Genomic DNA, 13,801 nt, shown 5'->3' with positions numbered 1-13,801 from the left:
AAAGAACCTCTCAAAGACGCAGAGTCGCAAAGCTTTTTAATCCTTTGCGACTCTGCTTTTTTTTATTTAAGTTTTTTCTTTATTAAAAAAGATTAAACGCAATATTTGTCATTTCGCCAAAGGAGAAATCTTCGCGAGAAACTCGACAAACTAATTCCTTTGTAACGGAGCTACTTACGGGGATTTCTCCTTCGTCGAAATGACAGATGTGAGGTGAAAATCATTTTAATCCTTTAATTTGTGGCTGTTAAACAAAAAACGCGACAGAGGTTTTAAAACCTGTCGCGTTTAATTATTTATAATAAGCTAGAGAAAACTTAGAAATTTGGTATCTCAGTAACTTACTAGCTTAAAATTACTTCACAAAATCAATTGCGTGTGCCAAAGCCTCAGCAATACCAGAAGTATTTTTACCTTTTCCTGAAGCGAAGAAAGGCTGACCTCCTCCATTTCCTTCAATATATTTTCCTAATTCTTTAATTACAGCATTTGCATTTAAGCTTTTGCTCGCAACTAATTCTTTAGAAATGTAACAGTGAATATTTGGCTGTCCCTCTTCTATAGAAACCAGAAACACAAACGAATCCGGTTTAGAACTTCCTAAAACAGAAGCTAAATCTTTCGTAGAAGCCATGCTTAAATCTACTTGTTTCGCAAGGAAATTTACACCGTTTACTTCTGTAAAATATTTTTCTAATTCAGATTTTAATGCGCCAACTTTTTCCTTAAGCAATTGTTCAACTTGTTTTTTCAGTTTTGCATTATCATCCTGAAGAGAAGTAACAGATTTTAAAATATCCTGTGGATTTTTAAGTGTTTCTTTTATCTCTGCTAAAGTATTTTCCTGATTTACATAGAAATTCTTTACTGCATCACCAGTAATCGCTTCAATACGGCGAATCCCAGCTGCAACAGCACCCTCAGAAATAATTTTGAAATGCCAGATATCTGCTGTGTTTTTTACGTGAATACCACCGCATAATTCTTTACTGTCTCCAAACTCGATCATACGAACAGTATCACCGTATTTTTCCCCAAATAAAGCCATTGCGCCTTTATCTAATGCTTCTTTAATCGGAATATTTCTATGTTCGACTAACTGTAATTGCGCTTCAATCTGAGCGTTTACAGAAGCTTCAACTTGTTTAATTTCTTCGTCAGAAACTTTGCTGAAATGAGAGAAGTCAAAACGCAAGTAATTTGGATTTACCAATGAACCTTTTTGTTCAACATGAGTTCCCAAAATGTTTCTCAAAGCCAAATGCATCAAATGCGTAGCCGAGTGATTTTTTGAAGTTGATGTTCTTAAATCTGTATTTACTTTCGCCACAAAACCTGCTTGTACATTTTCCGGAAGCTGTTTTGCAAAATGCAGGATTAAGTTGTTTTCTTTTTTCGTATCGATAATTTCGATTGTTTCATTTGCAGAAACAAGCGTTCCTTTATCTCCTACTTGCCCACCTCCTTCTGGATAAAATGGTGTATTATCTAAAACGATTTGGTATAAAACACCATCTTTTTTAGAATCTACTTTTCTGATACGCGTAATTTTTACTTCGTTTTCTGTTTTATCGTAACCAACAAACGTTTCAACGTTTCCAGGAATCAAAACATTCCAGTCTTCTGTAGAAACTTCAGAAGCAGCACGGGAACGCGCTTTTTGCTTTTGTAATTCAACTTCGAATTCTTCTTCATTATAAGAGAATCCTTTTTCTTTTAAAATCAAAGCTGTCAAATCTTTTGGGAATCCAAAAGTATCGTATAATTCAAAAACCTTAGCGCCCAAAACTTCTTGTCCTTTAGTTTCTGCAATTACATTATCCAGCAATTGTAATCCCTGATCTAAAGTTCTTAAGAAAGAAGCTTCTTCTTCACGAATTACATTGGTAACCAATTGCTGCTGCGATTTGATTTCCGGGAAAAATTCTCCCATTTGGTTTGCCAGAACTTCTACCAATTTATTGATAAAAGGCTCTTTTGTTCCTAAAAATGTAAATCCATAACGAATTGCACGACGCAAAATTCTACGAATTACATAACCCGCTCCTGTATTAGATGGTAACTGTCCGTCTGCAATTGCAAAAGCAACGGCACGAACGTGATCTACTACAACACGAATGGCAATATTGGTTTTATTTTGCTCTTCGCTGATGTCTTTAACTTCATCAGACGTATATTTTAAACCTGTAATCTGCTCTACCTTCTCAATAAGCGGAGTAAAAACGTCTGTATCATAATTAGAAGTTTTTCCCTGCAATGCCATACACAAACGCTCAAATCCCATTCCGGTATCAACGTGCTGTGCAGGAAGTTTTTCAAGAGATCCGTCTGCTTTACGGTTGAATTCCATGAATACATTATTCCAGATTTCAACTACCTGCGGATGATCGTTGTTTACCAAACTTTTCCCTGTAACCAAAGCTTTTTCAGACTCAGGACGTAAATCAACGTGAATTTCAGAACAAGGTCCGCATGGTCCCTGATCTCCCATTTCCCAGAAATTATCTTTTTTGTTTCCAAGAATAATTCGGTCTTCATCAATTAATGTCTTCCAAATATCCCAGGCTTCCTGATCAAACGGAACGTTATCTTCTTTGCTTCCTTCAAAAACAGAAACGTAAAGATTTTCTTTAGGGATTTTATAAACTTCTGTCAATAATTGCCATGCCCAGTTAATTGCTTCTTTTTTGAAATAATCACCAAAAGACCAGTTACCTAGCATCTCAAACATAGTATGATGATAGGTATCAAAACCAACATCTTCAAGATCGTTATGTTTTCCTGAAACACGAAGACATTTTTGTGTATCGGCTATTCTTGGACTTTTTGGAGTTCCATTTCCTAAGAAAAATTCTTTAAACTGGGCCATTCCCGAGTTATTGAACATTAGGGTTGGATCGTCTTTAAGCACGATTGGGGCAGATGGGACAATTAAGTGTCCATTGCTTTTAAAAAAGTCCAGAAATTGTTTACGTACGTCTTGTGATTTCATATTTAAATTAGAAAATGTGTCAATTTAATGTGTCAATTTGATAATTAGAGAATTAGAAAACAGTGAATTTGATCATGCGTTAATTTTAAAATCGATTTTAAAAACTTATCGTTTAGAACAATAAATTCCTTATTTTGCGCATTATCTAATTATCTAATTTGCCCCAATTATCTAATTGATTTTGTTTTTGTAAAATGCAGTCTACAGCTGAAACATTTTTTGGTTTTGTGTGTCTAACTTATTTTACAAGGTGCAAAAATAGCGTATTTTAAAATATGGCGAAAGTAAAATATTATTACGACTCAGAAAATCTGGCGTATACGAAAATAAAAACCAAAAAAAGAATAAAATTTGGCTATGCTATGCTGTTTTTGCTGGCTTCGGCATTATTTGGCTTTTTAATTTTTGTTCTTTTAATTAACACTCCCTATTTCGAAACGCCAAAAGATCGTTTACAGGCACGGGAAATCGAAAACCTGAAACTGCAATATGCTATTTTAAATAAAAAAATGGATCAGATTGATGCTGTGACGGAGGCCCTGGAAGAGAGAGACAATAATATTTACAGGACTTACTTTAACAAAACTGAAATTCCGGATTCAATTCGAAAAGCAGGATTCAGAGATCCAAAGCGGTATAAAGATTTAGAAGGTTACAACAATTCAGAATTAGTTTTAAATACTACAAAGCGTATCGACAGACTTTCGAAAGAACTTGCTATCCAGTCGAAATCATTAGACGAAATATTGAAACTGGCGAGCAGAAAAGGAAATTTATTATTAGCAATACCTGCCATTCAGCCAGTAAGAAATGAAAACCTGAAACGCGTTGCATCGGGCTTTGGATACAGAATTGATCCTTTCACGAAAGTGCGGAAAATGCATAACGGAATGGATTTCACCGCTAATACAGGAGCACCTATTTATGCTACCGGCGATGGCATTGTAGCAAGAGCAGACAATTCTGCATCCGGTTATGGAAACCATGTAGTCATCAGGCATGGTTTTGGATATGAAAGTTTGTATGCGCATTTAAGCAAATACAATTGCAGACCCGGACAAAAAGTAAAACGTGGTGACGTTATTGGTTACGTAGGAAGTACAGGTAGATCAGAAGGCCCGCATTGCCATTACGAAGTTCACAAAGATGGAAAAGTGGTAAATCCGCTTAATTTTTATTACGGAAATATTTCGGCAGCAGAATATGTGGCAATTTCGCAAATGGCAAATCAGGAAAACCAGTCATTAGATTAATACTGTAAAAAGTATTATTTTTGAAATAAATTAGATAGAAAACATGCATATTGAGCTTTCAAAAGATAAAAGATATTTCAGCATTGGCGAAGTTGCCAAAGCTTTTAATGTCAATGCATCATTGATACGTTTTTGGGACAGTGAATTTGACATCCTTAAACCAAAAAAGAACGCCAAGGGTAACAGGATGTTTACTCCGGAAGACATTACGAACCTGCAGTTGATTTATCATTTGGTCAAAGAAAGAGGTTTTACCCTTGAAGGCGCCAAGACACATTTGAAAGAAGGACAGAAGAAAACGTTAGATAAATTCGAAATAATACGTAAATTAGAGACCATAAAAACACAATTAACAGATATAAAAAACGAATTGTAATTAAAAATTGAAATAAACTTAAATTAAAAAAATATGAAAAAGTGGTTAATCCCCGTAGGAATTATTGTTGCGCTTATTGCAATTATCGCGTTTTGGTCAATTGGAATTAAAAACACGGCCTTACAGCACAGTCAGGCTGTAAATAAGGACTGGGGAAATGTACAAACGGCTTACCAAAGACGTAATGATCTTATCGGGAATTTAGTAAACACTGTAAAAGGTGCTGCTAATTTTGAAAAAGAAACATTAACAGCAGTAATTGAAGCAAGAGCAAAAGCGACTTCTGTAACTGTTGACCCAAGTAATGTAACTCCTGAACAATTGGCACAATTTAATCAGGCACAAAGTGGTGTAAGTTCATCTTTATCAAGATTATTGGTATCAGTTGAACAATATCCAACATTGAAGGCAAACGAAAACTTTCTAAAATTACAGGATGAATTGGCAAGTACCGAAAACCAGATTTTGACTGCAAGAACCCGTTTTAATGAAGCTGTACAGGTTTACAACGGTTATATATTAAAAATTCCAAACAGCTGGTTCCTGAGCGAATACAAAGAAAAACCATACTTTGAAGCCTCTACAGGAGCGGACAAACCGGTTGAAGTGAAATTCTAAATCTCAAATAAGTAACTCTAAAATTTTTCCCATGTCAAAAGTAGAAGATTTTTTAACCAAAGAAGAAGAGCAGGAAATAGTTGAGGCTATTCGTATGGCTGAAGAAAATACTTCTGGCGAAATTAGAGTTCATATAGAAAAAACAACTTCTAAAGTTCCTTTTGACAGGGCTTTAGAAGTTTTTCATGAATTGCGAATGGATGAAACTACATTACAGAATGGTGTCCTGTTTTATTTTGCAGTTGAAGATCAGAACTTTGTGATTTGCGGTGACAAAGGGATTAATGATTTGGTGGCTGATGATTTCTGGGATTGTACCAAAGACAAAATGACAGAACAATTCAAAGCCGGTAAATTCAAACAGGGTATTGTTGACGGTATTTTAAATGCCGGTGAACAATTAAAAAAATATTTCCCATGGTCTGAAGGCGATTCAAATGAATTATCTAACGAAATATCAAAAGGATAAATAATGACAATTTCCAAAAATAAAATATCAAATTCCAACGGAATTTTTCAGTTTACCTTCTTGTTAATAGCTTTATTTATCTGCAATAGTATTTTTGCACAGTTTGAAATACCTAAAATACCTGAAAAACAAACTTCTGTTTATGACTATGCTAATATTTTAAGTGCATCTGAAAAAACACAACTTGAAGAAAAACTAATTCGTTATTCAGATTCAACCACAACACAAATTGTAGTAATTACTATCGAAAGTTTAAAAGGCGAAGACGTAAGCCAGTTAGCTACTAAATGGGGACAAACCTGGGGAATTGGCGGAACAAAGCAAGATGACAATGGTGTTATCATTTTATTAGCCAAAAACGAAAAGAAAATTGCTATTAATCCCGGATATGGTCTTGAAGATCGTCTGACAGCCGGAATTGGCGGAACCATAATTCGAAATATTATTATTCCTGAATTTAAAGCCGGCAGTTTTTATAATGGCCTTGATAAAGGTACCGACGCTATAATCGATGTTTTTAAAGGAAAATTCAAAGGTGAACGCAAACAGAGCAAAGGAAAAGATTTTCCGATACTTCCCTTTATTATTATTGTTGTAATTGTATTAATTTTACTTTCAAGAAATAAAAGAGGCGGAGGAGGAAACTCAGGCAATAACAGCGGTGGCGGCCCTAGCCTGATGGACGTCATTCTTTTGAGCAGTCTTGGAAGAAGCAGCGGAGGAGGATTTGGAGGTTTCGGCGGAGGATCATCAGGAGGTGGTTTTGGCGGAGGAGGAGGCTTCGGCGGAGGATTTGGCGGCGGCGGATTCTCTGGGGGAGGTTCAAGCGGAGGCTGGTAAATTAATTTTGTTTTAAAGTTTTTTTGTTTCAGGTTTCAAGTTTTGATCTCAGGTTTATTTTTACGCTTAATTAGCTTAAATTTGTCATTCATAATTAACAATTTATAATTTAACTCATATAGATGTTATCACACAAAGCAAAATATGCCCTTAAAGCCTTACTCTATTTAGCAGAACAAGAGGAAGGTCACATTTCTAAAACTATAGAAATTGCTGATGGTGCTAATATTCCTAAAAAGTTTTTAGAACAAATTTTATTGGATCTAAAGCGAGGACGTTTTGTGAGCAGCAAGCAGGGAAAATTTGGCGGTTATTATCTGATAAAATCCAAAAACGACATCACTTTGGCAGAAATTCATCGTTTATTTGACGGTGCAATTGCTCTTTTGCCTTGTGCTTCTTTAAATTTTTATGAGCGCTGTTTAGATTGTAAAACTGAGGAAGAATGCAGTCTGCGCCACGGTTTGATGATTATTCGTGATGAAACTTTAAAGGCTATGCAAAACATCACAATTGCTTCACTTATAAAAAAATAAAAAAATATTTTTAAAACCCTACCAAATTGATAGATTTTATATATATTTGCCAAAAATAATTAACAAATCATTTACAAATTTTTGACCGATGAAAGTAAAATTTAGTGAGTCTTACGTCCTGAAAAATCTTTTGAAAAAAAGCAATAATACAAATTTCACAGCTGTGAAAAACAATTCTTCTATGATGTGTATGTGTTGGTAAAAAAAATTTTAATTTAAATTCTACTAATTACATATATATAATATAAAAAATGAAAACATCTATTAAAAATATATTTACAATACTATCAGTTTTAGCCTTTTCAGTATCATTTGCACAAAATATCGAAGGTACAATCACAGATTCCCAAAAAAATCCTTTAGGAGCAGCCAACATAGTTATCAAAGGAACTACAATAAACACTATTACAGATGAAAGTGGTAAATTCAGCCTTGACACAAATAGTAAAAAACTTCCTTTTACACTCTTAGTACAATATGTAGGTTATAAAACTACTGAGATAGAAGTTACAACTTTACCAATACCTGTTTTAGAAGTGTCTTTAAAAGAAGAAAACGAACTTATTGAAGTTGTAGTGTCTTCCAGACGAAGAATAGAAAAAGTTCAGGATATTCCAATTGCAGTTTCGGTGGTAACAGGAAAACAAGCTGAACAAGCAGGAGCTTTTAATGTAAACCGTATAAAAGAATTGGTTCCGTCTGTACAATTATATTCATCTAATCCAAGAAATACAGGGATAAATATTCGCGGTCTGGGTTCTCCATATGGTCTTACCAATGATGGTATCGATCCGGGAGTTGGTTTCTATGTTGATGGTGTTTATTACGCTCGTCCGGCAGCAACTACATTAGACTTTATTGACGTTGAGCAAATTGAAGTATTACGTGGACCACAAGGATCATTGTTTGGAAAAAATACGACTTCAGGAGCATTCAATATTACAACACGCAAACCAAGTTTTACTTCGGGTGCCGACTTTGAAATAAGCTACGGAAATTACGCTTTCCTTCAGGCCAAAGCATCAGTTACTGGTGCATTAGGCAAAAAAGTAGCAGGACGTTTATCTTTTTCAGGAACACAACGTGATGGTCTGATTGATAATGTTGCTACAGGAAGAGCTACAAACACTTTAAACAATCAGGGAATCAGAGGACAGTTGCTTTACACCCCATCTGAAAATACAAATATTATACTGGCAGCCGATATCACAACACAGCGCCCTGACGGATACGCTCAGGTAATTGCAGGTGTTGCTCCAACTAACAGAGCAGCTTATCGACAGTTTGATGCTATTATTGCAGACCTGAATTATCAATTACCGAGCAGAAATGCATTTGACCGTAAAATTGATCAGGATACTCCATGGAGATCAGGACAAGATATGGGAGGTATATCATTAAATATTGATACTAAAATTGGTGGCGGAACTTTGACATCAACAACTGCATGGCGTTTCTGGAACTGGGACCCATCGAATGACAGGGATTTTACAGGATTACAGGTTTTGGCAAAATCACAAAACCCAACGAGACAAACTCAAATAACACAGGAAGTTCGTTATGCAGGACAGCTTACGTCTAAAATTAGTGGTGTTGCGGGTGTATTCTTTATTGATCAGACATCACAAACAGATGGTACAGAAGAATCAGGAAGCGCGCAATGGAGATTTTCTCAAAGTACTACAAGCAACTTATGGAAAACACCAGGGCTTTTTGAAGGCTACGGAATACATACAGATGCCAGAATCAGAGCATCCAGTGCCGCAGTATTTGGGCAGATTGACTGGGCAATTACAGATCGTTTACATGTATTGCCAGGTGTAAGATATAATTTCGATAAAAAAGAAGCAAATTACAGCCGTACAACATATGGAGGTCTTCAAACTAATGATCCGGCATTAATCGCCCTGAAAAAATTAGTTTATTCTGATCAGTCTTTTGATTCAAGCACAGATGATACCGATTTTTCAGGAAATTTAACCCTGACATATAAATTTAGTGATAAAATAAATGCCTACGCCACTTATGCAAAAAGCTATAAACCGGTTGGTGTAAATGTTGCAGGACTTCCTACCCCGCCGGCAGGCAAAACGTTAGGTGATCTTGCAGTAATTAAGCCGGAAGATGTAAATCATTACGAATTTGGTGTGAAAACTTCACCTTTCAGAAATTCGATATTCAACCTGACATTCTTTAATACAGACATTAAAGACTTCCAGACAAACGTTCAGGCTGCTGAATTAGGTGTAAATCGCGGATACCTTGCCAATGCTGATAAAGTACGTGTAAGAGGTGGAGAACTGGATGCAAGTTTTGTTTTTAGCCAGCACTTAACTATAAATGCAGCTGCAACCTATACTGATGGAAAATATGTAAAATTTACTAATGCCCCTCTTCCATTAGAAGAAACCGGAAAAACTGAAAACGGCGTTCAGGTAGCCTACAAGGATGTTTCTGGTTCTGATTTGCCAGGCGTATCAAAATGGGCAGGATCTTTAGGCGGCGAGCTTTCTGATAATGCCAGATTCTTTGGAAACACAGGGAAGATTTTCCTTGGAATAGATTCTTATGCTCGTTCTGAATTTTCTTCAAGCCCATCGGCTTCAAAATATTTAGTAGTACCGGGTTATGCTATCTTTAATGCCCGTTTAGGTTTCCGTGCATCTCAGGGATTATCTGTTCAATTCTGGGGGCGTAATATCTTGAACAAAGATTATTACGAGCAATTACTTCCTGCAGGTGGAAATGCCGGACACTATGCTGCAGTCTTAGGAGATCAAAGAACATATGGAATTACTCTAAAATATTCACTATAGTAAAGATCAAGTACAGTTAGTTTGGTTAAAACGAGATGCATTTTTATAAGTGCGTCTCGTTTTTTTTACTTTTAAATTCACAAAATAGAAGTTAAAACAATTTTTATTCTACTTAAAATCATCACTCATTTGTATATATTCGCAGCTTGAATTTATACAGCGTAGATGAAATTTTTCAGGTTCCTCTTATTTCTAATCTTATCGTGTCAATTTTCTTTAGCGCAAAGCAAAAAAAATATTGAACACCAAACTTTGACATGGATTCGATATTACAATATTTTTCCAATATCTGAAAAATGGTCACTGCATTCTGAAATTGATAACCGGAGCTTTATAGATCCCATACACGAAAACGTATTTGTATTCAGAACTCAGGGAAGATATCGTGCCAGTCAGCACGTTGACATAGGCGGTGGATTTGCTTATTTTAGCGTAAATACGCAAACTCCTCTTTCTGATCCTGAATTTTCAATTCCCGAATATCGTATTCAGCAGGATGTTACACTTATTCATGACCTTGCAAAAATTACTTTTCATAATCGTTTTCAGCTTGAAGAACGATTTATACAAAAAGCTACTAAAACCGAATTATTAAACGATTTCTCTTTTTCTTTCCGTTTCAGATATCGTCTGCAATCGACTTTTACACTTTGGGAGAAAGAAAAACGAAACTTAAAAGGAACCATCTCTGATGAAATTTTATTCAATCACGGAAAAGACAATAAGAAAAACACGTTTGACCAAAACCGTTTTTATGCAGCCCTTCGCTATCATTTCAACCCAAATATTGGTTTGGAATTAGGGTATTTAAAAAACTTTCAGAGGCGGTCCAGCGGTGTCGATTTCTACGATCGTAATATTATTCGTTTTACCGTTTATCACAGAATTAACCGCAAATAAAACAAACTAAATTCCAATATTGTAGTTCACTTACGACTACGTAATAAAAAACTCCAGCTTAGCCGGAGTTTATGTTTTTGTTTTAGATTTTGATTAAGATTAAAATTCAAAATTATTAATCTTCCCTCTCTCTCCCTCCACGGTCTCCTCTGTCACCACCGCCACGTTCTCCCCCTCTTCTTTTCGAACCTTTTTCAGCAGCAAAATTTCCAATTTTATAAGCTACGGAGAACATCACATAACGTTTTAAAACTGTACTTTCTTCATCACGTACCGAGGTCGCGGAAATAGTTCTGACAGCACTCTGGTTCTGATTGAGGACATCGTAAACTTTTATTTTGGCATATAATGTTTTGTTTAAAAAACCATAGGATAAACTGGTATTCCACAAGTAAAAATCTTTTTTGAAATCATCTGAAATATTAGAATTGTAAGTATATCCAAAATCATTTCCAAAAATTAAATTTTCCGGCCAGTACATTGTTGTTTGCAAATTGGCTCTATGTACCACATTTGAAGTCGCATCTCTTGATGTATTTTCATATTTTGTTTGATTATACGAAAATCCATAAGAAGGAGAAATCGTTAGAAATTCTCCATACTCATATGTAAAATATGCTTTTGGAGAAATCGCTGTAGATTTAGCATTATATAAAATTGCATTTGTAAATCCTTTATCAAAAGAATATTTCCCGTTTAAACCTAAACCATATCTTAGTGTATGGGCATCTTTTTTTATAGACTGAGTCCAGTTTCCACCAGCCGTTGCACTGAAAGTTCCGGAAATATTGATAAAAGTTGTAAATCTTTTTCCAGTCTCATCATCAAAAATAGAAGTCGACACAACATCATTATTGAAATAGTCACCTCTAATATATAAACTATACCCGGAACGCGTACGGAAATCAAAATTCTTAAAATCAAAGTTTAAGCTATTTTTTTCAATCGGATCCAAATTCGGATTTCCGGTAACAGTGTTTAATGAGTTATTCAAATCTACTACAGGCATTAATTGAGTTGTGGACGGAAGTGCATTTGAATAATCATATTTGAAAGTAAAAAACTTGGATCTGCTGAATTTATATCGCAGCTGCATATTTCCAAAAGGCAGGGCATACCTTTTTTCTAAATCGGTTGAATTGTTTCTATATAAGGAATGATTATCAAAATCAACAATTGCAGTTCTAGTATTCAGGTTGAATGTAAATTTATTTTTTTTCAAAGTAAGGCCTACTTTTGGACTTATCGTGTTTCGTTTTGAACTTAAATAATTACTTACAGAATCAACCAATGATTCATAAAATTCAGATTCGTCATCATTATTATAAGTTTTCAAATCGTTTGAAGAATTTTGCCAGTCAAAGTCAGTACCGAATCTTATTCGCAAGGAATCTGTAATAGGCTCTGTATATTCAATATCCAGAGAATATGAGTCTGAGATATTTCGACCTTTTGTTTTTTGTTTTCTCTTATCTAAAAATTCACCTTCATCCTTATACAAAACTGTTTCTGAGTCTACTATCCCATCAGAATTTGTACCTGAATTGTTATTAGTAAAAACTAAACTGACGTTTCGGGCTTTTTTTTCGAAAGCTTTGTTAAAATTGATTGTATTGGAGAAATTAGTTGACGTGTTTTCTTTATATGGATGTGATTCACTTGTATTTAAAAGCTCTCCATTTTCATCCTCTCTTCTAGTCTCACTGAAAGAATCTGATTTTGCATTAGACCGTGTCTGACTTACATTTGGAGTAACAACAAGTCGGGTTGTTGGGTCAATTTTATATTCTAATTCGAAATTGGCTTTATTTCCTGTACTTTCATTTCTCGTTTTCGATTCTGAATTAGTATAATTATTTCCGTCTGGCAAAATGCTGACTTCATTAACTGTACTCTCGTTTTTATTTATTTTATTATCAAAATTATAACTGCCTGTTGCACTTAAATATTTACTCCAGTCATCAGAATAGTTAATTCCCAGTAAATTAGACTGTGTAATTCCTTTTCCGCCACTATTACCTCCTCCCTGACTGTTTCTGCCCCCGCCCATATTATCAAATACCTCATCCTGTGCAAAACCCGTTGAATTGATATTATTAGAAGAACCCAGGATACTGATCTTTTGTTTATTGTTGAAGAAATTCATAATCAGACTGCTTTCATAACGGTCATCAGAACCATATCCCCCTAAAATTTTACCAAAATAACCTTTGTTCTTTTTTTCATCAATAGTCAGATTAATACTCGAATAATCTGATGTAGATTCTTGTTTAGATAATTCTTCTTTTTTGGTTTTAAAATCAGAAACCTGAACTTTTTGAATAATCTCGGCAGGTAAATTTTTCAATGCTATAGCACCATCCCTGTCAAAAAAAGGTTTTCCGTTAACCAGCAGCTGATTTACTTCTCTTCCGTTAACAGTCATTTTTCCGGCTTCATCTATATCAAAACCTGGCAGCTGTTTCAGTAACGTTTCTACATTAGCATCCGGACGAACTTTATAAGAAGCAGCGTTGTACTCTAAGGTGTCCTGCTTCATACGGATTGGTGGGGCTTCGCTTTTAACCACAACCTCATTTAAAGTATTTACACTTTCAAGCAAATATAATTTACCGAAATCCTTGCTTTCCAAAAGTCCCTTTTGCTCTTCGGTGTAAGTTTGATATCCTAAATAATTAATTTTAAGAAAAACCGGCTGATCAAGTTTTTTTGTATTTAACCTAAAAAAGCCATTTTTATCTGTTGTAGTGTAATCGATAACCGTAGAATCTTTAATGGTTGTAAAATAAACTGTCGCCAACTCGACTGGCAATTGGGAATTAATATCAACTACAGTACCTTTAAGAACAATATCATTCTGAGCATTAACAGAATAGGCAAAAAGAAAAAATAATAAAAAATAATATAATCTGGACATAAAAATGGTTAGTTAGAACGATAAGACACCGAAAGAATCAAAAGGTTTAATTAATAGAATAGATTTAATTGTAAATTCCACATT

10 protein-coding genes are annotated in these 13,801 nt (G+C 34.9%); 8 read left to right on the top strand and 2 right to left on the bottom strand.

The annotated features are described in order from the left end of the window. Positions 1-355: 355 nt before the first annotated feature. On the bottom strand, positions 356-2,992 hold the full coding sequence (gene alaS / locus GXM16_RS04070) for an alanine--tRNA ligase (RefSeq protein ID WP_163392967.1): 2,637 nt from the start codon (positions 2,990-2,992) through the stop codon (positions 356-358). 275 nt (positions 2,993-3,267) lie between these two features. Between alaS and GXM16_RS04065 the strand changes: the two genes are divergently transcribed. The 8 genes from GXM16_RS04065 (at position 3,268) to GXM16_RS04030 (ending at position 10,800) form a co-directional block, all read left to right on the top strand. Continuing rightward, positions 3,268-4,245, top strand: coding sequence for a peptidoglycan DD-metalloendopeptidase family protein (locus tag GXM16_RS04065; RefSeq protein WP_163392965.1), 978 nt, complete (start codon positions 3,268-3,270; stop codon positions 4,243-4,245). A 43-nt stretch (positions 4,246-4,288) separates the two neighbouring features. Then, positions 4,289-4,621: a MerR family transcriptional regulator gene (locus GXM16_RS04060; RefSeq protein WP_163392963.1), complete on the top strand. Its 333-nt coding sequence runs from the start codon at positions 4,289-4,291 to the stop codon at positions 4,619-4,621. A gap of 33 nt (positions 4,622-4,654) precedes the next feature. Next, on the top strand, positions 4,655-5,239 hold the full coding sequence (locus tag GXM16_RS04055) for a LemA family protein (RefSeq protein ID WP_163392961.1): 585 nt from the start codon (positions 4,655-4,657) through the stop codon (positions 5,237-5,239). A 31-nt stretch (positions 5,240-5,270) separates the two neighbouring features. Beyond that, positions 5,271-5,708 (top strand): TPM domain-containing protein, encoded by a 438-nt coding sequence (locus GXM16_RS04050; protein ID WP_163392959.1) that lies wholly within the window; start codon positions 5,271-5,273, stop codon positions 5,706-5,708. Between the two features lie 3 nt (positions 5,709-5,711). Beyond that, the gene (locus tag GXM16_RS04045; protein ID WP_163392957.1) at positions 5,712-6,548 is read left to right on the top strand and encodes a TPM domain-containing protein; all 837 of its coding nucleotides are present in this window, start codon (positions 5,712-5,714) and stop codon (positions 6,546-6,548) included. Between the two features lie 122 nt (positions 6,549-6,670). After that, positions 6,671-7,084, top strand: coding sequence for an RrF2 family transcriptional regulator (locus GXM16_RS04040; RefSeq protein WP_163392955.1), 414 nt, complete (start codon positions 6,671-6,673; stop codon positions 7,082-7,084). A 251-nt stretch (positions 7,085-7,335) separates the two neighbouring features. Then, entirely contained in the window at positions 7,336-9,900 is a 2,565-nt protein-coding gene (locus GXM16_RS04035; RefSeq protein ID WP_163392953.1) for a TonB-dependent receptor, read from the top strand. A gap of 252 nt (positions 9,901-10,152) precedes the next feature. Continuing rightward, positions 10,153-10,800, top strand: a complete 648-nt coding sequence (locus tag GXM16_RS04030; protein WP_229684139.1) for a DUF2490 domain-containing protein — start codon at positions 10,153-10,155, stop codon at positions 10,798-10,800. 115 nt (positions 10,801-10,915) lie between these two features. Here GXM16_RS04030 and GXM16_RS04025 read toward each other — a convergent pair whose 3' ends face one another. After that, positions 10,916-13,717 (bottom strand): outer membrane beta-barrel protein, encoded by a 2,802-nt coding sequence (locus GXM16_RS04025; RefSeq protein WP_163392949.1) that lies wholly within the window; start codon positions 13,715-13,717, stop codon positions 10,916-10,918. Between the last annotated feature and the right edge of the window lie 84 nt (positions 13,718-13,801).

The organism is Flavobacterium limi (assembly GCF_010645075.1).
GTDB lineage: Bacteria > Bacteroidota > Bacteroidia > Flavobacteriales > Flavobacteriaceae > Flavobacterium > Flavobacterium limi.
This window is presented reverse-complemented; position numbering and strand designations above follow the sequence as displayed.

Coding starts and splice junctions, on each gene's coding strand:
- alaS (WP_163392967.1), bottom strand. CDS start 2,992: ATGAAATCACAAGACGTACGTAAACAATTTCTGGACTTTTTTAAAAGC.
- GXM16_RS04065 (WP_163392965.1), top strand. CDS start 3,268: ATGGCGAAAGTAAAATATTATTACGACTCAGAAAATCTGGCGTATACG.
- GXM16_RS04060 (WP_163392963.1), top strand. CDS start 4,289: ATGCATATTGAGCTTTCAAAAGATAAAAGATATTTCAGCATTGGCGAA.
- GXM16_RS04055 (WP_163392961.1), top strand. CDS start 4,655: ATGAAAAAGTGGTTAATCCCCGTAGGAATTATTGTTGCGCTTATTGCA.
- GXM16_RS04050 (WP_163392959.1), top strand. CDS start 5,271: ATGTCAAAAGTAGAAGATTTTTTAACCAAAGAAGAAGAGCAGGAAATA.
- GXM16_RS04045 (WP_163392957.1), top strand. CDS start 5,712: ATGACAATTTCCAAAAATAAAATATCAAATTCCAACGGAATTTTTCAG.
- GXM16_RS04040 (WP_163392955.1), top strand. CDS start 6,671: ATGTTATCACACAAAGCAAAATATGCCCTTAAAGCCTTACTCTATTTA.
- GXM16_RS04035 (WP_163392953.1), top strand. CDS start 7,336: ATGAAAACATCTATTAAAAATATATTTACAATACTATCAGTTTTAGCC.
- GXM16_RS04025 (WP_163392949.1), bottom strand. CDS start 13,717: ATGTCCAGATTATATTATTTTTTATTATTTTTTCTTTTTGCCTATTCT.